The organism is Shewanella sp. BJSY2023SW001 (assembly GCF_047314685.1).
In the GTDB taxonomy this organism is placed as follows: Bacteria; Pseudomonadota; Gammaproteobacteria; order Enterobacterales; family Shewanellaceae; genus Shewanella; species Shewanella indica.
The window spans coordinates 1-24,695 of the sequence record NZ_JBKORF010000062.1 but is presented as its reverse complement, the minus strand read 5'-3'; the positions used below and the strand labels follow the sequence as shown (position 1 = coordinate 24,695).

Below are 24,695 nucleotides of genomic sequence, written 5' to 3'. Positions count from 1 at the left end.
ACCGCCCAAATCATGGCATCCATAGGTAACTTACGTCGCCTTAAACTGGCAACACCATGTGAATCAAGGCACGACTGAATTAACTCAGGCTCAAGTACATCGGCCAGACAGGTGAATTCGGTAAGACGATTGATATGAGTACGCGCCAAAGCTTCTGAAAGTTGCATAAAAAAATCCGATGACATGGGGTCATCGGATTTTGATCCTTTCAGTGAGATCGTCAAGCGATCTGTCTTAACTGATCGGCATTACAGCACTGGCCTGTCTTTTTTTGGGTGTAGTTGTATGACTCAGATGAAGGCGCTCAGACGGCTCTGTCGTCGTACAAGTCGATTTGAGTCAGCGCCGCCACCTCTTCGATATAGGCGCGCACTCTGGCCGGGAATACCAGCCCCTTGACCATGGTCAGGTTTCTCAGACCGGGGAACAGGTTGATATCATCAATACTCAACTTATTGCCCCGCTCCGACGGCAATAGCAGCCAGTCGAGCAGAGGCCAACACTTAGCCAGGCCCTCAAGATAATCGGCCGTTTGCGCAAGCGCTTTCTCGAAAGACATCTCTATCATGGCGCTCTTGTTTTGGGTAAACCAGGCAATCGCCTCTTGGCAGCCAAATTCAGGCAGGCCGAGCAACACACTGCGGGGATAGAGCAAGCGACTGCTGAAATAACCGGATGCCTCCTGCCATTGGCTGACAGCATCGGCCTGGCTGGCAATCGTAATAACCGGCTTACCATCCAGATTATCCAGATAACTGACGATATCCAGGCTCTCGGCCATAAAGCTGCCATCGGCTTTTTGTAAAATGGGCACCATATTGGCACCGACCATAGCTATTCTGGACTCCACATCATGGTTTTGCAGATAGACCCGCTCCACCGGCAACGCCTTAAGCCCCACCAGCATCATAGCCTTGACACAATAAGGACAATGGTCAAACACAAAAAGCTTCATCAGTACTCCTTAGCTTCCTTGGAACTGTCAGGGCCATCAGCATATCCTCCGAGGCCGGAGCTGGGCAACTCTTGACTGGCCGGCGGCGCAAACAGCAAACGCCAACGCTGCCTGAAACTAAGCCCGGGGCGGCTCACTTCCGCCAACATATCGCGCCATTCGGCAAAGGTGACAGTCACAGGATTAAAGCTGTTCACCGGCTTGGTAATACCATAACGCACGGTTTCCCGCTCCGGCTCGAAGCTGCCGAATAATCTATCCCAAATGATCAACACCCCGGCGTAGTTCTTATCTATGTACTGAGGATTACGGCCGTGGTGCACCCTGTGGTGGGACGGAGTGTTGAATATCCACTCCAAGGGCCCAAGACGTTTGATGGCCTGGGTATGGACAAAAAATTGCAGTCCCAGATTAAGCAGCACCACAAATACCACCCAGTTGGGGTCGAAGCCTATGATCACCAAGGGCAACCAAAACAGCCACATGCCCGCCAATGGGTACATCAGGCTCTGACGAAAGGCGGTGGAAAAATTCATGTTTTCCGAACTATGGTGTACTACATGGGCGGCCCACATCCAGCGGCACCTGTGGCTGGCCCGGTGGAACCAGTAATAGCAAAAGTCCTGCCCCAGCATCAGCAGTAGAAAGGTCCAGCCATTCATCTCAATGTCGAACAAACGCCAGCCGAATAACCACAAATAAAGTTTGGCCAGCAGTAACCCTGTGAGAATATCGGCGCCCTGGTGCATGCCTGCCAGCACAAAGTTACAGAAAACCTCCGCCGGCCGATAGCGGGCATTCTCGGGTAAACGTCTGAGGCGGTCACCGAAAAACCACTCCAATGCCATACAGATGAAGAACAGCGGCGCCAATACCAGCAGCAGCCATTCAGGATGTGAAATAAGTAAATTGAAATCCATTTTTATTCCTTTTATTCCAACTCACCATTTGGCAAAGTGATCTTCTGTCAGGCCGCTCTGCTGCACCAGCTCATGGCGCTGGCCCCGGGAGTCTTTGACCCAACCGGAAAACAGCCCGGTATACTGGCGAAAATTGCTTTTAAGCAGCCCCAGATTGAGCCTTTCGCTGCGGCACCCCAAGGGCGAAAATGCCAACTCCAGCTCGCCGCGCTCAGACCAAACTCGCCATTGGCCGCCGGATGCTGCCCTGCGGTCAAACTCAAAATGCACCGGCGACAGCAAATGCCTGGCACCATCAACCCAGAGCACGTTTTCACAAGAGCCGGTCTCGTTGACTCCGGCCGCCAGGTTTAGCCCCACCCCCTTGCCATCAATATCGGCATTGATAGAGGCCCAGCGCCAACTGGTTTCCCGGCGCATAAAGCCTGCGGAAAAGTCATAACCGGCTCTGGCATGCAGCAGCGGCTGGGGTTCATGATTAAAGGACAACTGGCCGGAGACCTTGAGGGCATTGTGTTTTTGGGTATAGGTCCAACCGTTGTAACCGGTTGGACTGCAAAGCGCCATCGGCAAGCTGAGCGGTTCGGGAGTCAAGGTCAGTTCCCCCTCAAGTGGCATTCCCTGTAGTTTAAGATCCAGACTCAGTTGCCATTGTCCCTGCTCACGCCGAAAGTGAATGCCGCCCATACGGCTCTCCCCCTGCCATGGCGAACGGCTCAGGTTAAAACCAGCGGGTGGCCGCAGCAGATTCTGCTGATACATGCGACGACTCTGCAAATCAAACAGATAACAGAAACCACTGCCAAGATAGGCGATATCCGCCAAGGCAACGCCCAGCATCCATCTGGGGCTGTTAAGGCCAATAAACTCAAACTGCTTATAACTGCAACGCTGTTTCAGGCGTGAAACCCTGCGGTCCATCTCATTGAACAGCTGAAAGTCTGCCAATCCCAGGCTTTTCGGCGGGCCGTCGAAATGCCCAAACAGAGGCCGGCCGTGAACATCTATCAAAGAGTCAGGCGCCGCCTGGGTAGCAACCCCTGATTGAGTCGTCGGCAAAGGCCCGGATTTCAATTCCAACATATTCCCAACAGCTGTTTTTAGAGCAATAACTTGACTCTACCCTGTCGCCGTCGGAGATTGAAGCCTTGAATGTTACAAAAATGAAAAACCACTTGCAGAATACGATCTGGTTTACGATGTCATTCAGAAACGCTAACTGACAAAGACACCCCTTGATAATCTATACTAGCTGTTTCACGGGATTAATACTTGAGTTTGCCCCTTGGCGGCCTACGCGCAAAGAACCCGCAAAAATCTCCCCCTTACAGAACCAAAGTCGGTTATCTGCCATAAGCAGATGCTGGAAGCCAAACTCAAATCTGGTTATCCTGATGCCACCTTTTTACAGCTTCGGATTTTTATGAAACGGCTTGCTACCTTGATGCTGGGGTCGGCGCTGCTCTTTGGCTGCGCCAGTCATACCCCCAACTTTATTGCCCTGAGCCCTGAACTGCCTGCGGTCACACCACAGACTTCGCTGGAGCCTGCTCTGGCGCTGCAAACCCTGGATACCCGCACCGCCAACTTTATTGTGCGATTCAATGAAGATGGCAAAGCCGCACGTCTGGTCAGCCCGGCGGAGCCACCCAGGGCCCAACTGGAGCAACTATTCCGCCAAGGTTTTGCCAAGGCCGGATACCGAATCGATCCCGCCAGTGGGAAAGAGGTGCAGTTGCAGCTGATTGAATTGCTCACTGATGTGGATGAATCCAGCTTCGGCTTTGAAGCCAAAACCAATGTCAGCATCAATCTGCTGGCGAAAAACAGCAGTCATACCCTGACCAAGCGTTATAAGGCCAAGGGGCTGCTCAAGGGGCCATTCAGTGCCGACTTCGCCTCGCTGGAACTGGACATGAACAAGCTGATCACCCAGTTGAGCGGCGAAATACTCAACGACCCCGAGCTGCACAGCTTTTTGCAGCAGTAATTTATTGGGCCGGTCGGTAACTCACAGGCAGGCCCGTCTGCAACACTATGATAAGGAATCTGGTCATGAGCCGATGGATACTCGCAGCCGTATTGATGCTGAGCAGTCAGCTGGCGCTGGCGTTGGATATACAAAAAGACAATCTCTACCCCCAAGTGGAATTTGATACCAGCATGGGCAAAATCGTGGTCGAGCTGGATCGCACCCGAGCGCCCATTACTGTGGACAACTTTCTCACCTATGTGGTGCGCGGCGACTACAACAACACATTGTTTCACCGCATTATTGCCGATTTCGTGGTTCAGGGCGGCGGCCTCAGCCCCAAGTATGAAGAACTACCTTCAGACAAGCCGATAATCAATGAGTCGGGCAACGGCCTGTCCAACAGCCTAGGCACTATAGCCATGGCCAGAGAGAATGCTCCCCATTCGGCCACCCGCCAGTTTTACTTCAATGTGGCCGACAACAAAAAGCTCGACCCATCCTCCAGGCGCTGGGGCTATGCCGTATTCGGTGAAGTCAGCCAAGGACTTGAAGTTCTGCAGAATATGGCGCTGGTAGAGACAGGTACCAACAGTACCTTGGGTTGGCCCGATGTGCCGGTTACCCAAGTTTTGTTGAAGAAAGCCACACTTCTGCCCAGAAATTAACCCCAGGCACGGCTCAGTATCAAAAAGCTGTCTATACTGAACCTGGCAAACATAAGGAGGCGATCTGATGACCCCGGAAGAGTTCATCGATGTGAAAGCGCCCCAACTGGCTCATTACGGCAAAGCATTCTTGAGCGACAAGCTGGAATTTAATGAAGTCAGATTGTATCTGTGGGATACCCTGGAAGAATGGCATCAGCTGAACTTGCAGGGGGAAGCGCAAACGGATGTCGAACGCGTATTTTGGCACTTGTTGTACGTCTTCGATAAATGGCCCGATTGGGTATTGCGCGGTAACCAGTTTTTGCGCCAGCAACTGGACGACTGCTGTGAATACCTGTTCTGTGGTGGCCCCATACCCGAAGGCTGTATCGGCGTCAGGCCCTGAGACAGACGTTAATCTACCCCGCCCGGGTGACACTTTAATGACACGGGCGACCAATCCCCGGCTTTGCCGGGGATTTTTTATTGGGCAAACACCCAAGCACGCCTTGAAGTCGCAGGCGCAGGCTTTTACTCTAAGGCCTTTGACTCTCACCAAGCCGTGCCATGCCTCAATCTTTTTTTGCCAGCACCCGAGACGCCCTGAGTATCTATTTCCATAAGCGGGTACTCATCTTATTGCTGCTCGGTTTTTCCGCCGGCCTGCCGCTGATGCTGGTATTCTCCACCCTGTCTTTCTGGCTCAGGGAAGCCGGGGTAGACAGGGCCGCCATCGGCTATTTCAGTTGGGTAGCCTTGATCTATGCCTTCAAGTGGGCCTGGTCCCCCCTGGTCGATCGCATGCCCCTGCCTTTGTTCAGCCAACTTTTTGGCCGTCGCCGCGGCTGGATGCTGTTCTCCCAGCTATTACTGATAGCCGCCATTTTGGGGATGGCCGGCAGCGACCCCATGGAAGATCTCACCCATCTGGCACTGTTTGCGCTGATGGTGGCCTTTTCCTCCGCCACCCAGGACATAGTGGTCGATGCCTTTCGTATCGAGTCGGCGCCGGAGAAAATGCAGGCGGCACTGGCCGCCGCCTATCAGGTGGGCTATCGCAGCGCGATGATCATAGCCACGGCAGGCTCACTGACTATCGCCGCCTGGGTTTCTCCCGAGCCGGAAAGCTACGATCTCCAGAGCTGGCAAACCGCCTATCTGGTAATGGCAGGTTTGATGGGCATCGGCATACTGGCAACGCTTTTTGCCAAAGAGCCGGCGGTGGATATCAGTTCGATAGGGGAAGAGGAAGCCATTCTCAGAGACAGACTCAGGGCCAACCTGGCACCCAGACTCTCTGTCTGGGCCGCGCCGGCCAACCTGTTTATCCTGCGCCATGGCAAGTTACTGCTCCTGCTGCTGGGGCTATATTTCTGTTTTAGCCTGGCCGAGCCTTTCACCCAGGTACTGCAATCCTACTTTCCGAGTCAGGCCCTGAATACAAATGTGGTTACTCTGGCTACTATGGGGCTCACTCTGCTGCTCTGGTTGCTGATCTTCGGCGTCAAAAGTAAAGACAGGGCAATTCAAGAGCAGGAAGCCAAGCAGCTGACCCAGGCCGGCACAGATAGGATGGCCGCCTTTATCTCCTGGCTCTACAGCGCCGTGGCCCTGCCCTTTATCGATTTCTTTCGCCGCTACGGCAAGAGCGCGATTCTGATCCTTATGCTGATCTCCTGCTACCGGATCTCAGATATCGTCATGGGGATCATGGCCAATGTTTTCTATGTGGATATGGGCTTCAGCAAGGAAGAGATAGCCACCTTGAGCAAGGTCTATGGTCTGATAATGACCCTGGTGGGCTCGGCATTCGGCGGGGTGTTGTTGGCACGCTTCGGCACCATAAAAATCCTCTATGTCGGCGCCTTCCTGGTGGCCACCACCAATCTGTTGTTCGCCCTGCAGGCCATGGTGGGCTACAACGTGCCACTGCTGACCCTGGCAATTTCGGTGGACAACTTCAGCGGCGGTATCGCCACAGCGGCCTTTATCGCCTACCTTTCCAGCCTCACCAGCAGTGGCTACAGTGCCACTCAGTATGCGCTGCTGTCTTCGGTGATGTTACTGTTTCCCAAGTTTATTGCCGGCTTCTCCGGCGCCTGGGTCAACGCCTTTGGCTATGTAAATTTCTTTGTCAGCGCCAGCATCATAGGCTTGCCCGTGCTGCTGCTAATTTGGCTGGTGCAAAAAAACAGCCCGCCGAGGCGGGCTGATACTGCTCAGGATACGCTCAAGTCGCAGATTAACGACTAGTCGCGGAAATTATTGAACTGGAAAGGCTGGCCCAGCTCGGCATTACGGGCCAGCGCCATCACAGCCTGCAAGTCATCACGCTTCTTGCCTGTGACCCGTACCGAGTCGCCCTGGATTTGCGCCTGCACCTTTATCTTGCTGTCTTTGATCTGTTTTACCAGCTTCTTGGCCACATCAGCCTCTATGCCTTGTTTGAACTTAACCTTCAAAGAGAACATCTTGCCGCTGTGAATCGCCTTCTCATCCACTTCCATCGCCTTGGGATCCACATTACGACGGCTCAGTTGGGTTCTTAAAATATCCACCATCTGATTGCACTGAAAGTCCGACTCTGCCGACAGGGTCACTACAAAGTCTTTATACTCCACCGCAAATTCCACCCCACGGAAATCGAAGCGGGTATCCAATTCACGTTTGCTGTTATCCACTGCGTTACGCAGCTCAACGGCATCTACTTCTGACACTATATCGAATGAGGGCATTTCATCGCCTTTTACTTATCAGTCAAACCAATAGCGCCAGTCTACCCTAAGTTGAAGCCGAGCTGAATAAATCCAAGTCTGCTGATGACAGCCAGGCTTTATTTTGACTATGATGTTCGCCAAGCTTTCCAACCCTGCGTGATTTGTGATTAACCGACAGCTGCTATTTAAAATTGCTTTGTTGATTGCCCTGGCGGTGATCAGCTACCTGGTTTTTTCCAAGCCTAACTACCCTCAGAGCATTCCTAACCTGGATAAAGTGGGCCATATCGGCAGTTTCTTTGCCCTCGCCTGGCTGACCTATCTGGCATTTCGCCCCCGCTGGTACTTAATGTTTGCCACCCTGGCCGGCTACGGCATTCTGATAGAGATGGTGCAATCCCGCCTGCCTTACCGCAGTGCCGATATGGCCGACTTTGTCGCCGATATGACCGGAGTCGTACTCTTCTACGTATCTCTCTGGGGCTATCGCAAGTATTTTGGCGCCGCCATGCTGAAGGAGTAACGGGATGCAGATAGGGATCCTCGGCGTTGGGGCCATAGGGCAACTGCTGGCGCAGCAACTGGCTGCAGCCGGTCTTGAACCTTGGTTATTACCCAGAGTGTTGCCAACAGCCAACACCCTGCCATTGGCGCAGCAGGGCGAAGAACACGTCTATACCCTGGAGCTTGGCGACCAGAGTCTGCAAACATCGTTTCTGTGCCTGGCGCAGGACTCGAGCAAGCTCAAGCAGCTCGATCTCTTGCTGGTCACAGTCAAAGCCTATCAGGTTGAAGCGGCGCTGGAGCCTGTGCTGCCAAGACTTCACCCGAATTGTCGCATCCTGCTGCTGCACAATGGACTTGGTCCTCATCAAAGTCTGGCCGCCAAGCTGAATGAGCGGCCACTGAGCCTGGGCACGACAAGTCAGGCGGCGCTGAGACTAAACAGCAATCATATTCGCCAAACCGGCAGTGGCCTGACCCAGATAGGTGACTTAATCGGCGCCCCCATGCCAGAGGTGATGAAAACCGCTCTGCTCAATGCTATTCCCGGCAGTCAGTGGAGCAATGCCATTCTCGAAGCCCTGTGGCAAAAGCTGGCGGTCAATGCCGTTATCAATCCGCTGACCGCCATTCACAGAGTCAACAACGGTGCCCTGGCCGCCCCCGAGTTTGAGGGAACAATCTGCGCCATTCTCGATGAGCTGTTACAGGTAGCCAAGCAGGAAGGCATAGCGCTGACGTTCGATGCGCTGCACGCCAGAGTCAAGGAAGTGATACGGCTAACCGCCGCCAACTACTCCTCCATGTATCAGGATCTCAAGCACGGCCGCAAGACGGAAATTGACTATATCAACGGTTACCTGCAACAGCGCGCCGAGCAATATGGGCTCTCGCTGCCAATCAACAGCGAACTGCTGGCCCAGATAAAGGCATTGGAGCCACACGGCTAAATCATCCCCAAAGCACCAATACCGCGGCCAGGGCAATCAATACCAGGCCGCCCATATCCTTGACCTTGACCCGCTGCTTGAGCCAAAGGCTGGAGAACAGCATCATAAAGAAGACTTCCACCTGCCCGAGCGTTTTCACATAAGGCACGGCCGTGAGCGACATGGCGCTGAACCAACCTATTGAGCCCAGACAGCTACTGATACTGATGGCCAGGGTCAACCCGGGCCTGTGCCAGAGTTTTTTAAGGGTCTCTTTATCTTTGATAAGAAGCCAGGCGAGCAACAACAAGGTCTGCAACAGAATAACCAACAAGAGTACCCAGGCGGCACGGTGAGGAAACGGCAAGCCCAGCACCAGGCTTGCTTCCCGAACCCAGAGCGAAGTCAGCGCCAAGGCGCTGCCGCACCCCAACCCCAGCAGCAGCGTATTGAAGGACAAGCCTTTGAGCCCGAGAATACTTGCCGATGAACCGCAAGCCATGACTGCAATGAAAAACGCCCGCAATCGCGGGCGTTTAAGGCTAACACGCTAGTTAAGTGATTCGCTATTCAACCAAAGGTGCAGCTTTCAGCAGCTTAGGTAAGGTTAACCAAGCGCTTGGCTCAGCGACTGGTATCCAGCGCCGGGAAAGACTTCACCAGCTCATCAACGGCCTTCATCTGGCTCAGGTACCCTTCCAGTTGCTGCAATGGCAAGGCACAAGGGCCATCACATTTGGCGTTGTCCGGGTCCGGGTGTGCCTCAATAAACAGCCCGGCCAGTCCCAGCGCCATGCCGCTGCGGGCCAGTTCGGTTGCCTGGGCACGACGACCACCGGCAGAATCTTCACGGCCGCCAGGGCGCTGCAGCGCATGGGTGGCATCGAAGATCACCGGGTAGCCTGATTGCTTCATCTCATCCATGCCCAACATGTCCACTACCAGGTTGTTATAACCAAAGCAGCTGCCACGCTCGCAGAGAATGATCTCATCATTGCCCGCTTCGTTGAATTTCTTGATGATGTGTCGCATCTCATGGGGCGCCAGGAACTGAGGCTTTTTCACATTGATGATAGCCCCTGTCTTGGCCATGGCCACCACCAGATCTGTCTGACGCGCCAGAAAGGCCGGCAACTGGATGATGTCCACCACTTCGGCCACAGGCGCACACTGGTAAGGCTCATGCACATCGGTAATCAATGGCAGCTTGAAGGTGTCCTTGATCTCCTGGAAGATTTTCAAACCTTCTTCCATGCCGGGGCCACGATAGGAGTTGACGGATGAGCGGTTGGCCTTGTCGAAGGAGGCCTTGAACACATAAGGGATCCCCAGCTTCTGAGTGACTTCCGCGTAGGTTTCGGCAATGGTCATCGCCAAGTCCCGCGACTCGAGTACATTCATGCCACCGAACAGCACAAAGGGCTTGTCATTGGCTATCTCGATAGCCCCCAGATGTATGGTTTTATTACTCATCGCAACTTCTCTCTTGAATGCCGCTCATGCGGCGTTAACTTAAATCAGCCGGCCACGGCCTGCAGCAACTGGCCACAGAGCCAGGCCATATAAGTGCCTAAAGCATAGCCGAATACCGCCAGCAGTACACCTACGGGTGCCAGTGCCGGGTGGAAGGCCGCAGCCACTACGGGCGCAGACGCCGCGCCGCCAACGTTGGCCTGGCTGCCCACCGCCATATAAAACAGCGGCGCACGGATAAGCTTGGCCACCAGCAGCATCAATCCCGAATGCACCAACATCCAGATAATACCCACCAGGAAGTAAATCGGCGTATCCATAATTTGGGATACATCCATATGCAAACCGATTGTAGCCACCAGTATGTAGAGGTAAGCCGAGGCTATCTTGGAGGCGCCGGCCGCTTCCAAATGACGGGCCGGGCTGAATGACAGCAGCAAACCTATGGTGGTCACTATCACTACCAGCCAGAAGAATCCGGAGGTCAGACTGTATTGCTCGGTCCAGGGATAGTTGGTCGCAAACCAGGGAGCCAGCAGATCGGCGCCGACATGGGCCAGACCTGTAATACCAAAGCCCACAGCCACTATCAGCATGATGTCGCGCAGGCTGGGAATGCGGGCATTTTCGGCATGATACTGTTCCACCTTGGCCTTGAGGCTTTCAATGGCGCTGGTATCTGCACCTGTCTTGGCATCTATCTCCTTGGCCCTGGATGCCATAAACAGCAGCACGGCCATCCAGATGTTGGCGACTATCACATCGACAGTGACCATCACGGAGAAGATATTGCCGCCCACTTCATAAATCTCTTTCATCGCCGCCTGGTTGGCACCGCCGCCAATCCAGCTGCCGGCGAGTGTGGTCATGCCGCGCCAGACCGCGTCCGGGCCGTGACCAGCGGTCAATGTCGGGTCGATTGCCGACATGATAAGCAGGGCAATCGGGCCCCCGATGACAATGCCCATAGTGCCGGTCAAAAACATCACTACCGCCTTGGGACCCAATCCCAAAATGGCTTTGATATCGACACTCAAGATCAGCAATACCAAACAGGCCGGCAACAGATAACGGGACGCCACATAGTAAAGTTTGGAGCTGCTGCCATCGACAATCCCAAAGGTATTGAGCAAGGATGGCAGGAAGTAACACAACAGCAAAGCCGGAATGAAGCGGTAAAACTTCTGCCAGAAAGGATGGCTGCTGCTGTTGGTATAAAAAACGAAGCCGAGAATGGCGGCCAGAATACCGAGCGCGGTGGCGTCATTGGTCACCAGCGCGGTCATCTCAGTGGCCGCCTGTGAGGTACTGCTCATAGGTCCTATCTCCCTTGCGATTGCAATTTATTGTTTTATTTTAATATTTATATTTTTATCACTGCCCTCGCGGGCAGGTTCAATGAAAGGTCTGAGGGTCGTCTCCCAATTCTCTGAGTTGCATCTTCACCAACTCGACCACAGGGTCGTGCGGGCTATTGTCGACAAAATACTGCAGGTCGGCGCTGGCGACATGAATCGCCCCCAGTTGCTGGGCAATAAAGGCGCGCTCCCGATGCAGGCTGAGATCGTCGGCATGCCATTCAAGTAGCAAATTACAGCACTCCATCGCGACTTCAAACTCATGGGCAACTATGGCGCCCGCCTTGAGTTCATGCAGCATGCGGGTCATCAGCCTCTGGGTGCCAACCGGCTTGAGGTAAGACGCTTTTAGCGGCGCACTGTTCCCAAGCTCGCCGCGAACCAGGGCATGCAAGCGCTCTTTGCTGAGACGCTCCCCCTGAAGCGGATCGAGATAGATGAGTTCACCGGCCACGTGGCAGGCCAGCACTGTGGTGCCCGGCAGCAGCACAGGGTCGAATTTCAAGTCCAGCTGTCTGCCCAGCAACATAAGCACAGTTGCCAATGTGGTGCTGTTCCCCTGGCGGCTGAGAATACACTGGCCCAGATCGGCCGCCTGCCGGGAAAAATAATCTTCCCTGGGGCCAAACCCCAGGTCCTTGTAAAACCAGTCCAGCAGCGCCTGAAAGCGCCGCTGCTGATCCACCAGATAATGGCTGAGCACTGAGCCGGACAGTTCCAGCCAGGCCCAGTTAGCCTGTTTGGCCAGGCCAAAACCCAGATGTTGGCAAAGCTCAAATGCCGACTCGGGCAGAGAGAGTTCGTCTTGCTTAAGAGAATATTGTTGCATTACCCCAGAATTACCGCTTGTTTGAAGTGTGCCAGTTTTGCCGCATAAACCACCCAGCCCAGAGCACCGAGGAAGGCAAAGATCCGGAAGATCAGATTCCGATTAGACTTAAGCGCCATCACGCCCAGCAGTATGTAAGCGACCACTGCGCCTATCTTCTCCGTCATCCAAGGATCAACGAAGGGATACTGCTTAATCATAAAACACAGAATCAATCCGGACAGCAGCAGGAAAGTATCGATCACATGGGGACCTACCTTCAGCAGTTTCTTGTCCATAATGGCTGACTGACGCAGCTTAAGCACGAAACGCACAATGAACAGCAATACGCTGACGGCGATTAGAGTCATGTGCAGGTGTTTAACTGCCGGATACAGGCTGTAAAAAGTTTCCATCGGATAGCTATCTGTAGGTGAACAAAGGCGACAGTGTACCCTATCGCAGTGCTCAGCACCAAGGCCAAGCCGCTGTCGAAAAGGCAGAATTAAGGCAGGAAGTGGGGACGATATTCGCGGTTTTCAAGCCCGGACGTGACTCCCGGGCACAGAGACTCAACCGGGCCACAAACCCAGAGTACATCTTTCATTGGAGCCAAAATCACGCACTGTGGCCACCTGTTGATAACCGAGCTCGGCAAGTTTCTCCCTGAGTTTCACCGCTTGGGCATAACCATGCTCCAGCAGCAGATAACCGCCCGGCAGCAAGTGCTCCCTGGCATGGGCTGCGATATGGAATAGGTCGGCAAAGCCCTGATCGGCGGCGGTCAAGGCGCTGCGAGGTTCAAAGCGCACATCGCCCATCTCAAGATGCTCATCATCCTCCTCGATATAGGGAGGGTTGGAAACAATCAGTTGGAATTTGCGTCCCTTAACTGCCGAAAACCAGTCGCTCTGAAGGATCTCCACCTGTGGCAACTTCAGGTTATCCCGGTTGGCACAGGCCAGCGCCACCGCGGCCTCGACCTTATCGACGGCAGTCACTCTCCAGCCTTGCCGTTCATGGGCCAGCGCCAGTGCAATAGCACCGGTACCTGTGCCGAGATCCAGCACGGCGATATCATCTGAAAGCGGCAGATTGAGCGCGGTTTCCACCAGGATTTCAGTATCCGGGCGCGGGATAAGGGTGGATTCGTTGACGATAAAAGGCAGTGACCAGAACTCGCGCTCACCGACAATATGAGCCACAGGCACACCTTGGCTGCGACGCTGCACCATCTGGGTGAACTGCTTGTGTTGTTCGGCCGATAAGTTTCTTTCGGGCCAGGTATAGAGAAAACTGCGGCTCTTGCCCAAGCAATGCAGCAACAGGGCTTCGGCATCTGCATGGGCAGACTCGGACGATGCGGCCAGCATAGAAGAGGCCCATTGCAGGGCCTCGGCAATATTGAGTTTAGTCACAGACAGTCCTTTTATTCGTCGGACAGAGCCGCCAGCATGTCAGCCTGATGCTCTTGCATCAAGGGCTCAAGCAGCTGCTCCAGGTCTCCTTCCATCACCTCGTTGAGACGATACAGTGTCAGGTTGATCCTGTGGTCGCTCACCCTTCCCTGAGGGAAATTATAGGTACGGATCCGCTCTGAGCGGTCACCGCTGCCCACCAGAGAGCGACGGGTAGATTCTTCGGCGCTGCGGCGTTTTTCATCTTCAGCCGCCTGCAAACGGGCCGCCAGTACGCTCAAGGCCTGAGCCTTGTTCTTGTGCTGTGAGCGCTGATCCTGGCATTCCACCACCAAACCTGTGGGCAAGTGGGTAATACGAATTGCCGAGTCGGTTTTGTTAACGTGCTGACCACCGGCACCGGAAGAACGGAAGGTGTCGATACGCAGCTCGGCCGGGTTGATTTCCACCGCCTGGGCCTCAGGCACTTCGTGCATAACGGCCACGGTACAGGCCGAGGTATGCACCCGCCCCTGGGATTCGGTTTCCGGCACCCTTTGTACCCTGTGACCACCGGACTCAAACTTGAGTTTGCCGTAAACACCGTCACCGCTGACTTTTGCTATCACCTCTTTGAAACCGCCATGCTCGCCTTCGCTGGCGCTCATGACTTCGACCTGCCAGCGCTGGCTCTCGGCATAACGGCTGTACATACGGAATAGATCGCCGGCAAAGATAGCCGCTTCATCACCGCCTGCACCGGCACGGATTTCCAGAAAGGCGTTGCTGGCATCATTGGGATCTTTGGGCAACAGCAGAATTTGCAACTCGCCTTCCAGCTGCTCCAACTGAGCGCGGGCCGCCTTGATCTCTTCCTGAGCCATCTCTTTCAGCTCAGGATCTTCCTCGGCCAGCATCTCCTGTGCGGTTTGCAGATCCGCCTGCGCCTGCTGGTAGGCCTTAAAGCCTTTGACCACATCTTCAAGCTGAGCATATTCCCGTGACAGGGCTCTGAACCTGTCCTGATCCGCTATGACACCTGCATCACTGAGCAGGGCCAATACTTCTTCATTACGCTCAAGCAAGCCTTCCAGCTTGCGGATAACGGATTCCTTCATTTAGCTCGCTAACCTTAGTGTTTATCCAAGCCGAGCGCGGTTCTCAATTGACCCAAAGCATTGAGATCCCCCTGACGACTGGCAGCAGTCAGGGCCTGGGTCGGAGCATGGATCAGTCTGTTGGTCAGGCGGTTAGCCAGTTCCAGCAGCACCTGCTCTGTGTCTGCTCCCTGTGCCAACTTGTTCATAGCCCGTTCAACCAACTCATCTTTAATCGCCATGCTCTGGGTACGATATTCGCGAATGCTGTCGACCGATTCCAGTGAACGAACCCACTCCATAAACTGGTGTGAATGCTCTTCGGCAATGACTTCCGCTTGCTCGGCGGCCTCTCTACGGGAGGCCATATTCTGTTCGATTATGCTTTGCAGATCATCGACCGTGTAGAGGAAGGCATCGTCCAAATCACCGACTTCTGCCTCAATATCACGGGGAACCGCTATATCAACCAATAACATAGGTTGATGGCGGCGCTGCTTCAGCGCTTTTTCTACCATGCCCTTGCCCAGAATAGGCAGCGGACTGGCGGTAGAGGATATCACGATATCGGCCTTGGGGAGAAAATCTGGTATCTGTTCCAGGGTAATCGCCTGGGCATTAAACTCTTCGCACATGGCTTCGGCGCGGGAAATGGTGCGGTTGGCCACCACCATGCTGGTCACACCGTTTTCCTTCAGATGACGGGCAACCAGTTCTATGGTTTCACCGGCACCTATGAGTAGTACCTTGGTAGTCGCCAGAGAAGAGAAGATATGTTTGGCCATGCTGACGGCGGCAAAAGCTACCGAAACAGCCGCAGTACCGATTTCCGTTTCGGTGCGCACCTTCTTGGCCACGGCAAAAGTATTTTGGAACAGGCGATCCAGTGTCAGTGCTACTGTGCCTGACTCCTTGGCCTTGGCAAACGCCTGTTTGACCTGACCGAGGATCTGCGGCTCGCCCAGCACCAGAGAGTCAAGCCCGGATGCGACCCGCATTAAATGTTGCACCGCGGGTTGACCACAGTGTTGGTAAAGGCAAGGGGCCACCTCTTCATGGCTCAGGCCATGATAGTCTTCCAACCAACGCACCACCTGCTCGGCATTTTCTGTATTGCAGTAAAGCTCGGTACGGTTACAGGTGGAAACGATGACGGCTTCCCCGCTCTGGGTCTCCTTGGCCAGGCTGCGCATGGCGTCATGGATCTTATCCGGGGCAAAGGCAACTTTCTCACGCAGGTCAACAGTGGCGGTTTTATGGTTTATACCAATTGCTACAAGGCTCATCTGAACTCGTTCTGGACTCTTGGCGTCGCTGTAGGATGCGGCCATTCTACTGAATTGGCCACCTTAAAAACAGAATACGCTTAACAAAACCGAATAAAGGTCTAACTTCTCAACCAATTTATCAATTAAGCTGAACAGGTGCTGGCAAAAGCCACAAGGCGACACCACTGGGGTCGACGCTTATTGGTATTCTGCCAAAGCCCTCGTATCATAGGCGGCCTACACAGTGAACAACAGATGATTATTTTGAAGTACTTCACAAAAACCTGTTTTACACCTCTGTCGGCACTGCGCTTGTTGTTGCCCTTATTGCTCCTTACGTTGCTCGGTGGTTGTAGCAGCTTGCCCGATACCCGCTGGCAGGCGACTCAAGTCAAGCACGCCAACCAAGCCAAGGCCTGGGAGCTGAAAGGCAAGCTGGCGGTAAAGACTCCTGAGGAAAAATTCAGCACTAATCTCTATTGGCTGCATACCCCGACGACGGAAGAGCTGAGACTCACCACCATGTTGGGCACCAGTGTGATGCTGCTGAAGAGCGGCCCGGATGGCGCCTTTTTGGAGCTGGACGGCGAAGTCTACCGCAACCGTGACCCGCAGCGTTTACTCGATGGCCTCAGCAGCTGGAGTATTCCGCTTAACGCCCTGCCCCGCTGGGTGCTTGGTCTCCGCGCCGCCGACACTGAACTCCTGCTCACAAACAATGACGGTAAACCCCAGAGCCTGGAAGATGGCAGCGTTAACCCGCCATGGCAGGTGAAGTACCTCAGTTGGCAGCAACAAAGCGGTGCCGATATTCCGCGCCTTCTCAAACTCAATCGCGGCGTACTCGAACTCAAGATCCAGTTAACCGAGTGGCAGGCGCTCGAAGCCCAGAGCACACTCATCACCAAGGAAAGCCAGCAGCCATGAGCCTCGATCACCCAAACCTCCAGCCCAATAGTCTTTCGCTTGGCTGGCCGGCCCCGGCCAAGCTGAACCTGTTTTTGCACATCAATGGCCGCCGCCAAGACGGCTACCATGAACTACAGACCCTGTTTCAGTTTCTCGACCATGGCGATCTGTTGGACTTTAAAGTCACCACCAATGGCGAACTCAAACTGCACTCCAATTTGGGCGCCGCTGTCCCGGATAGCGATAACTTAATTCTCAAGGCCGCAAAATCATTGCAGCAAGCCAGTGGCTGTGAAATGGGGGCCGAGATCTGGCTCGACAAGAAGCTGCCCATGGGCGGCGGTCTGGGAGGCGGGTCGTCGGACGCAGCCACGACTCTGGTGGCTCTCAATGCCCTGTGGCAAACCGGCCTGAGCGAAGCGGAACTTGAACAAATTGGTTTAAAACTCGGCGCAGATGTTCCTGTTTTCATTAAGGGCATGGCGGCCTTTGCCGAAGGGGTCGGCGAAAAACTTCAGCCGGTGAAACCGGCCGAACCTTGGTATCTGATATTGGTTCCCGAGGCCCATGTTTCCACTGAAAAAGTATTCCATGACCCTGATTTACCGAGAGATACTCCCAAGCTCTCTCTGGAGCAACTACTGAGCAGCCCCTGGCAAAACGATTGTCAGGAACTGGTGTGTCGCCATTACCCTCAAGTTGCCAAGGCCTTGGCCTGGCTGCTAGAATATGCGCCGTCCAGAATGACCGGAACCGGCGCCTGCGTGTTCGGGGAATTCGAAAAACAGCAACAAGCTCTCGATTGTCTGGCAAAGCTGCCGTCATCATTCAAAGGCTTTGTTGCCAAAGGGATAAATAGATCGCCGCTTCAGAGTCGACTGGCTCGCCTCTGAACAGTTTCTTCCGGGATAAAGCGCTGCAACCGTTTTATCCCAGCCACTAAAATAAAGCAAACGCCTGAGGTTCTTACAGTGCCCGACATCAAGCTCTTTGCTGGGAACGCTACCCCCAGTCTCGCCAAAAAGATAGCAGACCGTCTTTTTTGTAAACTCGGAGACGCAGAGGTAGGCCGTTTCAGCGATGGTGAAATCAGTGTCCAGATAAACGAAAATGTACGTGGTGCTGATGTGTTTATCATTCAGTCCACCTGCGCACCAACCAACGACAACCTGATGGAGTTGATCGTAATGGTTGATGCCCTGCGCCGCGCGTCAGCCGGCCGTATCACAGCCGTTATCCCTTACTTTGGTTATGCCCGTCAGGACCGCCGTGTCCGCAGCGCCCGTGTACCCATTACCGCCAAAGTGGTTGCCGATTTCCTCTCCAGCGTGGGTGTCGACAGAGTACTGACCTGTGACCTGCACGCCGAGCAGATCCAGGGCTTCTTCGATGTACCGGTAGACAACGTCTTCGGTAGCCCTGTGCTGCTTGAAGATATGCTGGCCAAGAAGCTGGATAACCCGGTTGTTGTTTCCCCCGATATCGGTGGTGTTGTTCGCGCCCGCGCCGTAGCCAAACTGCTCGACGACTCAGATCTGGCGATCATCGACAAGCGTCGCCCACAGGCCAACGTGGCTCAGGTAATGCACATCATAGGTGACGTTCAAGGCCGTGACTGCATCATAGTTGATGACATGATCGACACAGGTGGCACTCTGTGTAAGGCTGCTGAAGCCCTGAAAGAACACGGCGCCAACCGCGTCTTTGCTTATGCGACCCACCCGGTATTCTCCGGTAACGCCGCCAGCAACATAGTAAATTCAGTGATCGACGAAGTCATCGTCACTGACACTGTGCCTTTGAGCCCAGAAATGCTCAAGACAGGCAAAGTGAGCCAGCTGACCATGTCAGCGGTACTGGCCGAGGCTATCCGCCGCGTCAGCAACGAAGAATCTATCTCTGCCATGTTCCAGCACTAAGCTGACATGCAGAGTTAACAAGAAACGCACCTTAGGGTGCGTTTTTTTATGCTTGATATCTGGGTTGCCATTATATGGCCCATCAGCTGCGGTGTACCTTTCGCACAGGCGATCCTGTGACATGGCGAGAGTTGCGCAGCAACATGCTTTCGAGCGCGAGCCAGGGATGGTGAGCTGGCCGTTAAACAGGGAAGTTGTTGTGAACCCATCCCTGGGCGCTCGACGAAAACATCTGACCTACATGGACGTAGAAAATGCCGAATTTGTCGGGAACAGAATTCGGCCCTGTTTTCGACGGTCACAGTTCCACCTGTGCCTGGAAATGAGGTGTATGTCTGCAAACTCTTCAGATATTTCAAACTACTCAGGACTAACAGAGTTGCACTAATCCCCCTTCGGAGCCGCCGCTGGCGTTGTTGCAAATTGGCGTAGCCGAGACAGGGATGTCGAGGCTCGAAGGTAGAGCAAGGCGAATGTTGCGAAGCAACAAGCTTATGAGCGCGAGCCAAGGAAGGCGAGCTGGCCCTTATGCATGGATGCATTTGGCGAGTCCTGAGTGTAGCCAATTCGCTTCATAAGCCAGCGGGGATTTCGGCTACGTCGGGGTGTCCTTGTGGATGCAAGGGGCTTTGGACAAGCAAAGCCTCTTGCCCGGTGTGGTTTGGCGAGTGTCGCGTAGCGACTGACTACGAGCGAGAGCCAGGGATGGCGAACTGGCCCTTGTGCATGGATGCATTTGCTCCACGACTTTAGGCCGCTGGCACAGCGGCTATCATGGCTTTCAGCTCAAAATGGCCAAATAACATAGGTTGGGCTTCCGGCAATGGATGTTTCTCATTGCCTGCCGCAGGCTTATGCACAGGCGATCCTCTGACACGCTGCGAGTACGTCCCTGTAAGCTCTGCCTCGCCATCCCTGGCTCGGAAGGTCACAGTTCCACCTGTGCCTGGAAAATGGGCATATGTCTGCAGCCTAAAACGACTCTGTGTGGGAAGAATTGCACCAATTCCCCCTTCGGAGCCGCCGCTGGCGTTGTTGCAAATTGGCGTAGCCGAGACAGGGATGTCGAGGCTCGAAGGTCGAGCAAGGAGGCGAGTCCTGAGTGTAGCCAATTTGCTTCATAAGCCAGTGGGGATTTCGGCTACGTCGGGGTGTCCTTGGGGATGCAAGGGGCTTTGGACAAGCAAAGCCCCTGCCCGGTGTGGTGTGGAACACCACGACTTTACGCCGCTGGCACAGCGGCTATTTATGGCTTTAAGCCAAAACTCACCAATGAGCTTGGTCCTAGCGGCTAGCTAAGTTGTAACCCATCAGCTGCGGTGCGGATAGGCAGAAAGCCTGAATGCCGTGAAGAGCAAGATGTTCGAGAGCGGCCCTTTCGCACAGGCGATTTTGTTATTTTTTTATTTTGTTAACTGTTTTGTATTTGCTGATTATAGAATTCACAGCGTTCCTCTAAGCCCATAGACTTTGCAGCATCTTTGAGCTTTACCCAAATTTCTTCTGGAGGCTTGCTTGTTGCCTCAAGTGCTGCTTCTTCTAGCATATCCAGTGCTAGTTCTAGCTCGTTGTGATCAAGGTATTCATCGTACTCGGCGATATATTTGCCAACACCCGGGCATTCACAAAGAACTGCACGAGCCTCACTCAACAAAGCGATAGTAATCTTCCACTTTTTTTCCAATTCTTCTCTGAAGCTCATATGACAGTTAACGCACCAATAACCGGCAGCTAGAATGAAGCGAAGCGTAGTGTAAGCTGTCCGGCGCCGTAGGCGCGAAGTTGATTGACTTGTTAGGCATTAATTAATTTCACTGTTGGAGGACTTTCAGAAACAACATCTATGATTTGGTTTAAGCAGCAAAAGCCATAGTGAACAAATGGGCCAGGATACTCTGCTGTAGCGAATGTACCTTGGCCAATATAGTTTAGAAACGCTGACTCCGAGTAAACTCGTGCAAGCCTACCCTCGAACTTTTCTTCGATGCCTCCAGCATAGCTTTCATTTGTAACTGCATATGCTATGTAATCATCGAAGATGATTTCATAGTGAGCACTGCTGTCGGTTACCTCTATGGGCTTGCTCGTGTTCAATAACTCTCGCAGTGCCTCATTTGGCTCTTCTTCTGATGTTATTCCCGGTGACGCATCAGATACACCAGCCTCCGCTATTACTATTCTGAGACAGTCTTTATAGGTTTCTTGTATCTCAATCATATCGAGATACTTATGCTGATTCATTGTACTGAACATAGATGCCTAGACATAATGATTCCCTGTGCAGGTGTCGGCCTCCGTGTTTTCTCGTGGATTAGTTAAACCAGAGCCACACTGTTTGTTGATCCAATAGGCAAACAATCACAGGAGGCCGACATGTCTAAAGCTAACACACTTTTTATCGGGTTGGACGTACACAAGGAGACCACTGATGTGGCCTGGGTTTCTGATAAGTCTGCTGAGACTGTGCATTACCATGGCACAATCCCAACCAACCTGCGTTCATTCGATAAACTTATTAAAACAAGACCAGTAAGCTCTGTGTTATCTATGAGGCCGGTCCCTGTGGCTTCTGGCTCTATCGCCATCTGTTGCCTCCTTTTTGATGCTCGGTGGCATAACGCCGCGAACTGGGGCGACGCTAGGCGTCCCCCAGCTTTGCATTGTTAGCTTATGAACCTTGAATTAGCTGATAAATTGATTTGCTCCGAGTGATACGGCTACTTCTGTCGTTACTGGCTTGAAGCGCAGAATTGTAGTATTCCTGTGCTTCTTTATCGTCACCAAGATCCCCAGATGCCACGCGATCTACCCGCTCGTAGAAATTATCTAACCGTTCTCTCAAAACGCTGACGTCTATAGAAAGACCATTTTTTACGATAGCTCTGTGAAGTTCGACGAACAAGGTGTAGAAGTCGGCTTTTTTAAACGCCCTGGAGTTGCTTTCAAAGTTCAGACGATCTATGAATTCGAGAACTGTAGAGATCTCGCTATTTAAGCGGTCTCTTTCTGGAAACTCTTCGTTGAACTTTTCTAAATAAATTTCAAGTTCCTTGTCTCGATTGAAATAGGTAGTCATGATTGTGATTATCAAGCCTAGACAATATTTTACATCATTCATCCGTTTAATATCGGTAGATGTAAATAGCCTTTTGCGTTCGAAAATTTCAGCCTTAGATACCTCTTCAGCAAACTGCTTGAATTCGCCACCGAAACGCGAATTGTGCAGTTCCATCGCATTCAGTCCGTAGCTTGTCGAGTTGATACGTTTGAATACCTCTTTAATATGCTCGATGGCCATATTCCCCATATCTCTGACAACAACCTTATATTCAAGAAAGGCAATCTGTTTGTCCTCATCAAGATCAGAATATGCGGGTAAATTGCTACCTAATTTGATATCTGGTGAGCCTTTGAAATACTGGTATAACGTCGTTATGCGCTGCTGGCCGTCAACAAGCACTTCTGAGCCCTCACCCGTTTTAGGGTCGACTTTCCCAGCAGCGATATATATCTCGGGAAAAGGATAGCCCTCCAAGACCGTTTTGATAAATTCAATTTTATCCCTGTTAGTCCAGACCAACCGTCTTTGGAAGTCTGGCTGAGGAATAAGGGTTTTGTTGCCGATTCCAGTCAGAAGCACTCGAAGGCGCCGATTCGAAGCTGAAGTATCCATTAAGATGCCTCCTGAATGCACTGTTCAATGCATATTGTTTGGTATTCTTGTAAGAAGAAATGAGAATGGTATAAACCGCCGCGAACCTTAAAAGGACCGAACCGGTTGCTACTGGTTAAACTATTGAAAAATTTCCACCATTCATCTGTAAACTCAAAATAGCTACTTGATGGAAGTTTATCGGGACGTATCCACCCTTCAGAAATATATTTGAAGAAATTGTTTGATGAAGGCCAGTCAGCTCCGCTCTTCTTAAACAGATAAGCTTCTTGCCAAATGCGCTCAAAGAGTTTTGTTGATACAATCGCAATATCTATATCAGAGTCATCATTAAATACTTCAAACCTTCTTGAAGGCTTTATACTAAACCCTAACTTGCCGGACCCAACCATAATCACATCGGTAAAATCTATTTCAAACTTATCACAGATAGTTTCACGAATTTCAAACATCTGGTGATTATCAAGGAGGTGACAATCTCCACCGAGAACGTACTTTCTGTAGATTTGGAGGCTGTTTAAGCTTTTAAGATCTGCCTTGAATTCCTCGATCATTCTATACTTTCCGTCCCATTCGTCCGAGAGCTAACGCCGCGTTAAGTAGTGAGCAACGCTAACACCTAACCTAATCCTTAGCACCGTAAACACTTAACCCGATTTAAACCCAAAACATCCGGCGTTGCGAATCTGCCTTAAACGCTTTGTTATGTTTGTTCTTGATTTAAGGCACTTTTAATATGCTCAACAAACTCATCATCTGAAAGTGTACGGATCAACTTCCTGTTGAGTAAAATTACTTTACCGCCGCGTTCATAGGCATCCTTGAGAGGTCCAGCTTTAATATCGAGTGTTAAAACGGGATGCGTGAGTGCTCTGACACCCAATTCAATATCTGCCTCTTGTTTATAAAGAATCTGACTTTCTTTACGTTTAGCTGTAGAGCCGTATTTGTTCTGGAGCTCTTTTCTGAAAGCTTCATCTTCTATGCAACTTAAACGACCAAAGCCACCGGCTCTTTGCTCGTTGTCTGGTAACGATGGATTATGAAAACCAAATTTGGCATCCACTTGCACAAATGAACCTAAGTACTTGTTAATATAAGACTTGAGTTCGACACAATTTTCTGGAGTTTGTAGTACTTCGAATTTTCCATGCTTGGTTACGCACAAAGTAAACTCATTTTCAGGAAAGCAAATGTTTAAATCTAGTTGGCGATTTGCTAACTCATCCCAGATATTATGGTCAATAAATACTCTCACACTTCCTCCGAAAACATAACAGCTGTATAGTGCGCATGCGCGTTTTAGTCCTCGGAGGAGTGTCAACGCGCATCGCTATCTGTTTGTATTAGCTGGATATAATGCAATTTAGTCCTAATATCCCTTACAGCTAAACGCGCATGCGCGGTTTCCAAACCTATTATCTACCAGCTGTATTTTTTAACGTTATGAATTTAATGTTATTTTCTAAAATGTTACAGAAATAACGCGCAAACTTAGCTGCAAATTTCCGGCATTTTTCCTGGAACGCCAATAATACTGTATAAAAAATCAGCTCAGAGGTGCTTGCCATGGGCACTTCAAGCCCTGCAACTAAGGGCCTTAAAACCAAGGGCCCTACAACCCAGGCCTTACAAAAAACGTTAAGTAAAGCCATGACCACCGCACGGGTCCAAACTCTGTTCGTCCCTGCATTCCGCTAAAATCGGAAAAGTGTTGCAGCTTTCGCCTTAAGCTTAAGGAAGTACTAAAACTAAGCGGTTGAATTAGTTATACAATAGCCAGCATTGAATGTGAAAACAATTAGCTAAAGGTCAAGTTTTGACAAAGGCAATAAAACACTGATTTGGTTTGTTTTTGAAGCAGAATTGACTGGGTTTGAAACCAAAGCGACTTCCTCCAGCTAATGCTGGGTGTTTGCATTATTCCCCGTTTTCAACAGTCACAGTCCCGCCTGTGCCTGGAAAATAGGTGTATGTCTGCAAACTCTTCAGATATTTCAAGCTACTCAGCGCTAACAGAATTGCACTAATCCCCCCTCGGTGTCGCCGAAAGCCGTTGGCGCAAATAACGTGGCTGAGGCATGGATGCCGAAGCAGCGCCAGTCGAATCAGGGATGAGCGTCTGAAGCGGTAGTTATTTGCGCCA

Annotated in this window: 26 protein-coding genes and 1 pseudogene; 9 read left to right on the top strand and 18 right to left on the bottom strand. The window is 52.1% G+C overall.

Annotation, left to right across the window (positions count from 1 at the left end; translation table 11 throughout):
- From ACMHXH_RS14165 to ACMHXH_RS14150, 4 genes are all read right to left on the bottom strand, one after another.
- The coding region (locus ACMHXH_RS14165) for a transposase domain-containing protein (protein ID WP_208167849.1) at positions 1 to 185 on the bottom strand (185 nt) is incomplete at its 3' end.
- Positions 186 to 304: 119 nt separating this feature from the next.
- The gene (gene grxB, locus ACMHXH_RS14160; protein ID WP_039034278.1) at positions 305 to 955 is read right to left on the bottom strand and encodes a glutaredoxin 2; all 651 of its coding nucleotides are present in this window, start codon (positions 953 to 955) and stop codon (positions 305 to 307) included.
- Positions 955 to 1,875: a sterol desaturase family protein gene (locus tag ACMHXH_RS14155; protein WP_052248094.1), complete on the bottom strand. Its 921-nt coding sequence runs from the start codon at positions 1,873 to 1,875 to the stop codon at positions 955 to 957. The genes grxB and ACMHXH_RS14155 overlap by 1 nt, the downstream gene beginning before the upstream one ends.
- Positions 1,876 to 1,896: 21 nt before the next feature.
- Complete coding sequence (locus ACMHXH_RS14150) at positions 1,897 to 2,958, bottom strand: DUF2804 domain-containing protein (protein WP_335912910.1); 1,062 nt, start codon at positions 2,956 to 2,958, stop codon at positions 1,897 to 1,899.
- Positions 2,959 to 3,298: 340 nt separating this feature from the next.
- Here ACMHXH_RS14150 and ACMHXH_RS14145 point away from each other — a divergent pair, with 340 nt between their 5' ends.
- From ACMHXH_RS14145 to ACMHXH_RS14130, 4 genes are all read left to right on the top strand, one after another.
- Positions 3,299 to 3,865 (top strand): YajG family lipoprotein, encoded by a 567-nt coding sequence (locus ACMHXH_RS14145; protein WP_044734991.1) that lies wholly within the window; start codon positions 3,299 to 3,301, stop codon positions 3,863 to 3,865.
- Between the two features lie 65 nt (positions 3,866 to 3,930).
- The gene (locus ACMHXH_RS14140) at positions 3,931 to 4,515 is read left to right on the top strand and encodes a peptidylprolyl isomerase (RefSeq protein WP_335912911.1); all 585 of its coding nucleotides are present in this window, start codon (positions 3,931 to 3,933) and stop codon (positions 4,513 to 4,515) included.
- A gap of 67 nt (positions 4,516 to 4,582) precedes the next feature.
- Complete coding sequence (locus ACMHXH_RS14135) at positions 4,583 to 4,903, top strand: hypothetical protein (RefSeq protein ID WP_335912912.1); 321 nt, start codon at positions 4,583 to 4,585, stop codon at positions 4,901 to 4,903.
- Positions 4,904 to 5,064: 161 nt separating this feature from the next.
- Positions 5,065 to 6,750: an MFS transporter gene (locus ACMHXH_RS14130; protein ID WP_335912913.1), complete on the top strand. Its 1,686-nt coding sequence runs from the start codon at positions 5,065 to 5,067 to the stop codon at positions 6,748 to 6,750.
- Here the strand turns inward: ACMHXH_RS14130 and ACMHXH_RS14125 are convergent.
- Positions 6,747 to 7,232, bottom strand: a complete 486-nt coding sequence (locus ACMHXH_RS14125; protein ID WP_028779730.1) for a YajQ family cyclic di-GMP-binding protein — start codon at positions 7,230 to 7,232, stop codon at positions 6,747 to 6,749. The genes ACMHXH_RS14130 and ACMHXH_RS14125 overlap by 4 nt on opposite strands.
- A 145-nt stretch (positions 7,233 to 7,377) precedes the next feature.
- On the opposite strand from ACMHXH_RS14125, the gene ACMHXH_RS14120 reads away from it, so the two are divergent.
- Both ACMHXH_RS14120 and ACMHXH_RS14115 read left to right on the top strand, forming a co-directional pair.
- Complete coding sequence (locus tag ACMHXH_RS14120; RefSeq protein WP_039034281.1) at positions 7,378 to 7,737, top strand: VanZ family protein; 360 nt, start codon at positions 7,378 to 7,380, stop codon at positions 7,735 to 7,737.
- Positions 7,738 to 7,741: 4 nt separating this feature from the next.
- The gene (locus ACMHXH_RS14115; RefSeq protein ID WP_335912914.1) at positions 7,742 to 8,668 is read left to right on the top strand and encodes a 2-dehydropantoate 2-reductase; all 927 of its coding nucleotides are present in this window, start codon (positions 7,742 to 7,744) and stop codon (positions 8,666 to 8,668) included.
- Between the two features lies 1 nt (position 8,669).
- On the opposite strand, the pseudogene ACMHXH_RS14110 reads toward ACMHXH_RS14115, so the two are convergent.
- The 8 genes and pseudogenes from ACMHXH_RS14110 to hemA all read right to left on the bottom strand — a co-directional run.
- A pseudogene (locus ACMHXH_RS14110) lies at positions 8,670 to 9,119 on the bottom strand (EamA family transporter); the annotation flags it as partial.
- Between the two features lie 152 nt (positions 9,120 to 9,271).
- On the bottom strand, positions 9,272 to 10,120 hold the full coding sequence (gene kdsA, locus ACMHXH_RS14105) for a 3-deoxy-8-phosphooctulonate synthase (RefSeq protein WP_039034283.1): 849 nt from the start codon (positions 10,118 to 10,120) through the stop codon (positions 9,272 to 9,274).
- A gap of 44 nt (positions 10,121 to 10,164) precedes the next feature.
- Positions 10,165 to 11,436, bottom strand: a complete 1,272-nt coding sequence (locus ACMHXH_RS14100) for a DUF819 domain-containing protein (protein ID WP_373297528.1) — start codon at positions 11,434 to 11,436, stop codon at positions 10,165 to 10,167.
- Positions 11,437 to 11,515: 79 nt separating this feature from the next.
- Complete coding sequence (locus tag ACMHXH_RS14095; protein WP_335912915.1) at positions 11,516 to 12,307, bottom strand: tetratricopeptide repeat protein; 792 nt, start codon at positions 12,305 to 12,307, stop codon at positions 11,516 to 11,518.
- Entirely contained in the window at positions 12,307 to 12,702 is a 396-nt protein-coding gene (locus ACMHXH_RS14090; RefSeq protein WP_039034285.1) for a SirB2 family protein, read from the bottom strand. Before ACMHXH_RS14090 ends, ACMHXH_RS14095 begins: the two co-directional genes overlap by 1 nt.
- 156 nt (positions 12,703 to 12,858) lie before the next feature.
- On the bottom strand, positions 12,859 to 13,704 hold the full coding sequence (prmC, locus tag ACMHXH_RS14085) for a peptide chain release factor N(5)-glutamine methyltransferase (RefSeq protein WP_101095932.1): 846 nt from the start codon (positions 13,702 to 13,704) through the stop codon (positions 12,859 to 12,861).
- 11 nt (positions 13,705 to 13,715) lie between these two features.
- A complete protein-coding gene (gene prfA / locus ACMHXH_RS14080) occupies positions 13,716 to 14,801 on the bottom strand; it encodes a peptide chain release factor 1 (protein WP_039034287.1) in 1,086 nt (361 codons plus the stop codon).
- A gap of 14 nt (positions 14,802 to 14,815) precedes the next feature.
- Positions 14,816 to 16,066, bottom strand: coding sequence for a glutamyl-tRNA reductase (hemA, locus tag ACMHXH_RS14075; protein WP_039034337.1), 1,251 nt, complete (start codon positions 16,064 to 16,066; stop codon positions 14,816 to 14,818).
- 237 nt (positions 16,067 to 16,303) lie between these two features.
- On the opposite strand from hemA, the gene lolB reads away from it, so the two are divergent.
- The 3 genes from lolB to ACMHXH_RS14060 all read left to right on the top strand — a co-directional run bounded on the left by lolB (position 16,304) and on the right by ACMHXH_RS14060 (position 18,876).
- On the top strand, positions 16,304 to 16,975 hold the full coding sequence (gene lolB / locus ACMHXH_RS14070; RefSeq protein WP_335912916.1) for a lipoprotein insertase outer membrane protein LolB: 672 nt from the start codon (positions 16,304 to 16,306) through the stop codon (positions 16,973 to 16,975).
- Positions 16,972 to 17,850 carry a 4-(cytidine 5'-diphospho)-2-C-methyl-D-erythritol kinase gene (gene ispE, locus ACMHXH_RS14065; RefSeq protein ID WP_039034288.1) on the top strand — a complete coding sequence of 293 codons (879 nt, stop codon included), beginning with the start codon at positions 16,972 to 16,974 and terminating at the stop codon, positions 17,848 to 17,850. The genes lolB and ispE overlap by 4 nt, the downstream gene beginning before the upstream one ends.
- 78 nt (positions 17,851 to 17,928) lie before the next feature.
- Positions 17,929 to 18,876, top strand: coding sequence for a ribose-phosphate pyrophosphokinase (locus ACMHXH_RS14060; RefSeq protein ID WP_028779717.1), 948 nt, complete (start codon positions 17,929 to 17,931; stop codon positions 18,874 to 18,876).
- Between the two features lie 1,411 nt (positions 18,877 to 20,287).
- On the opposite strand, the gene ACMHXH_RS14055 is transcribed toward ACMHXH_RS14060, so the two are convergent.
- The 5 genes from ACMHXH_RS14055 to ACMHXH_RS14035 form a co-directional block, all read right to left on the bottom strand.
- The gene (locus ACMHXH_RS14055; protein WP_039034289.1) at positions 20,288 to 20,578 is read right to left on the bottom strand and encodes a hypothetical protein; all 291 of its coding nucleotides are present in this window, start codon (positions 20,576 to 20,578) and stop codon (positions 20,288 to 20,290) included.
- Positions 20,579 to 20,670: 92 nt separating this feature from the next.
- Entirely contained in the window at positions 20,671 to 21,093 is a 423-nt protein-coding gene (locus ACMHXH_RS14050; protein ID WP_152608406.1) for a hypothetical protein, read from the bottom strand.
- A 451-nt stretch (positions 21,094 to 21,544) separates the two neighbouring features.
- A complete protein-coding gene (locus tag ACMHXH_RS14045; RefSeq protein ID WP_101095934.1) occupies positions 21,545 to 22,549 on the bottom strand; it encodes a DUF262 domain-containing protein in 1,005 nt (334 codons plus the stop codon).
- Positions 22,549 to 23,103 (bottom strand): hypothetical protein, encoded by a 555-nt coding sequence (locus ACMHXH_RS14040; RefSeq protein WP_101095935.1) that lies wholly within the window; start codon positions 23,101 to 23,103, stop codon positions 22,549 to 22,551. The genes ACMHXH_RS14045 and ACMHXH_RS14040 overlap by 1 nt, the downstream gene beginning before the upstream one ends.
- Positions 23,104 to 23,252: 149 nt before the next feature.
- Positions 23,253 to 23,807 carry a hypothetical protein gene (locus ACMHXH_RS14035; RefSeq protein ID WP_233962736.1) on the bottom strand — a complete coding sequence of 185 codons (555 nt, stop codon included), beginning with the start codon at positions 23,805 to 23,807 and terminating at the stop codon, positions 23,253 to 23,255.
- Positions 23,808 to 24,695: the final 888 nt, after the last annotated feature.

Excerpts from the sequence above, each read along its gene's own strand:
- grxB (WP_039034278.1), bottom strand. The coding sequence starts at position 955 with ATGAAGCTTTTTGTGTTTGACCATTGTCCTTATTGTGTCAAGGCTATG.
- ACMHXH_RS14155 (WP_052248094.1), bottom strand. The coding sequence starts at position 1,875 with ATGGATTTCAATTTACTTATTTCACATCCTGAATGGCTGCTGCTGGTA.
- ACMHXH_RS14150 (WP_335912910.1), bottom strand. The coding sequence starts at position 2,958 with ATGTTGGAATTGAAATCCGGGCCTTTGCCGACGACTCAATCAGGGGTT.
- ACMHXH_RS14145 (WP_044734991.1), top strand. The coding sequence starts at position 3,299 with ATGAAACGGCTTGCTACCTTGATGCTGGGGTCGGCGCTGCTCTTTGGC.
- ACMHXH_RS14140 (WP_335912911.1), top strand. The coding sequence starts at position 3,931 with ATGAGCCGATGGATACTCGCAGCCGTATTGATGCTGAGCAGTCAGCTG.
- ACMHXH_RS14135 (WP_335912912.1), top strand. The coding sequence starts at position 4,583 with ATGACCCCGGAAGAGTTCATCGATGTGAAAGCGCCCCAACTGGCTCAT.
- ACMHXH_RS14130 (WP_335912913.1), top strand. The coding sequence starts at position 5,065 with ATGCCTCAATCTTTTTTTGCCAGCACCCGAGACGCCCTGAGTATCTAT.
- ACMHXH_RS14125 (WP_028779730.1), bottom strand. The coding sequence starts at position 7,232 with ATGCCCTCATTCGATATAGTGTCAGAAGTAGATGCCGTTGAGCTGCGT.
- ACMHXH_RS14115 (WP_335912914.1), top strand. The coding sequence starts at position 7,742 with ATGCAGATAGGGATCCTCGGCGTTGGGGCCATAGGGCAACTGCTGGCG.
- kdsA (WP_039034283.1), bottom strand. The coding sequence starts at position 10,120 with ATGAGTAATAAAACCATACATCTGGGGGCTATCGAGATAGCCAATGAC.
- ACMHXH_RS14100 (WP_373297528.1), bottom strand. The coding sequence starts at position 11,436 with ATGAGCAGTACCTCACAGGCGGCCACTGAGATGACCGCGCTGGTGACC.
- ACMHXH_RS14095 (WP_335912915.1), bottom strand. The coding sequence starts at position 12,307 with ATGCAACAATATTCTCTTAAGCAAGACGAACTCTCTCTGCCCGAGTCG.
- ACMHXH_RS14090 (WP_039034285.1), bottom strand. The coding sequence starts at position 12,702 with ATGGAAACTTTTTACAGCCTGTATCCGGCAGTTAAACACCTGCACATG.
- prfA (WP_039034287.1), bottom strand. The coding sequence starts at position 14,801 with ATGAAGGAATCCGTTATCCGCAAGCTGGAAGGCTTGCTTGAGCGTAAT.
- hemA (WP_039034337.1), bottom strand. The coding sequence starts at position 16,066 with ATGAGCCTTGTAGCAATTGGTATAAACCATAAAACCGCCACTGTTGAC.
- lolB (WP_335912916.1), top strand. The coding sequence starts at position 16,304 with ATGATTATTTTGAAGTACTTCACAAAAACCTGTTTTACACCTCTGTCG.
- ispE (WP_039034288.1), top strand. The coding sequence starts at position 16,972 with ATGAGCCTCGATCACCCAAACCTCCAGCCCAATAGTCTTTCGCTTGGC.
- ACMHXH_RS14055 (WP_039034289.1), bottom strand. The coding sequence starts at position 20,578 with ATGAGCTTCAGAGAAGAATTGGAAAAAAAGTGGAAGATTACTATCGCT.
- ACMHXH_RS14050 (WP_152608406.1), bottom strand. The coding sequence starts at position 21,093 with ATGATTGAGATACAAGAAACCTATAAAGACTGTCTCAGAATAGTAATA.
- ACMHXH_RS14045 (WP_101095934.1), bottom strand. The coding sequence starts at position 22,549 with ATGGATACTTCAGCTTCGAATCGGCGCCTTCGAGTGCTTCTGACTGGA.
- ACMHXH_RS14040 (WP_101095935.1), bottom strand. The coding sequence starts at position 23,103 with ATGATCGAGGAATTCAAGGCAGATCTTAAAAGCTTAAACAGCCTCCAA.